Origin of the sequence: Bacillus sp. EKM420B (assembly GCF_011065565.1) — a bacterium.
Lineage (GTDB): Bacteria > Bacillota > Bacilli > Bacillales > Bacillaceae > Bacillus > Bacillus velezensis.
The window spans coordinates 1-263 of the sequence record NZ_JAAMNX010000042.1; the positions used below are offsets into that span (position 1 = coordinate 1).

Genomic DNA, 263 nt, shown 5'->3' on the forward strand with positions numbered 1-263 from the left:
TCTGACGCCGCAGTCTTCAAAAATATGCTGAAGTTCTTGATTCACCTGGTTTGTAATCGATTTGATCGTTTTGACCTGCTCAGGAGCCGCAGCTTTTAAGAGCCAGATATGATCTTCTGTGATGAGCGGATCACCGAGTGCATCATCTTTATAGTAAAATTCGATAATCGGCTGCGGAAGCTCAGTTCCTTCCGGGATGCCGAGACGTTTCGACATGCTTCCGGCGGCAATGTTTCTGGGCAAAACGGCCTGTTCGAAAAAAC

At 47.1% G+C, this 263-nt stretch carries 1 protein-coding gene; it reads right to left on the bottom strand.

Features of this window, described 5'->3' with window-relative positions; all coding sequences use genetic code 11:
* A partial coding sequence (locus G9F48_RS19435) for a phosphoribosylaminoimidazolesuccinocarboxamide synthase (RefSeq protein WP_274596869.1) occupies window positions 1-263 on the bottom strand: 263 nt, incomplete at both ends.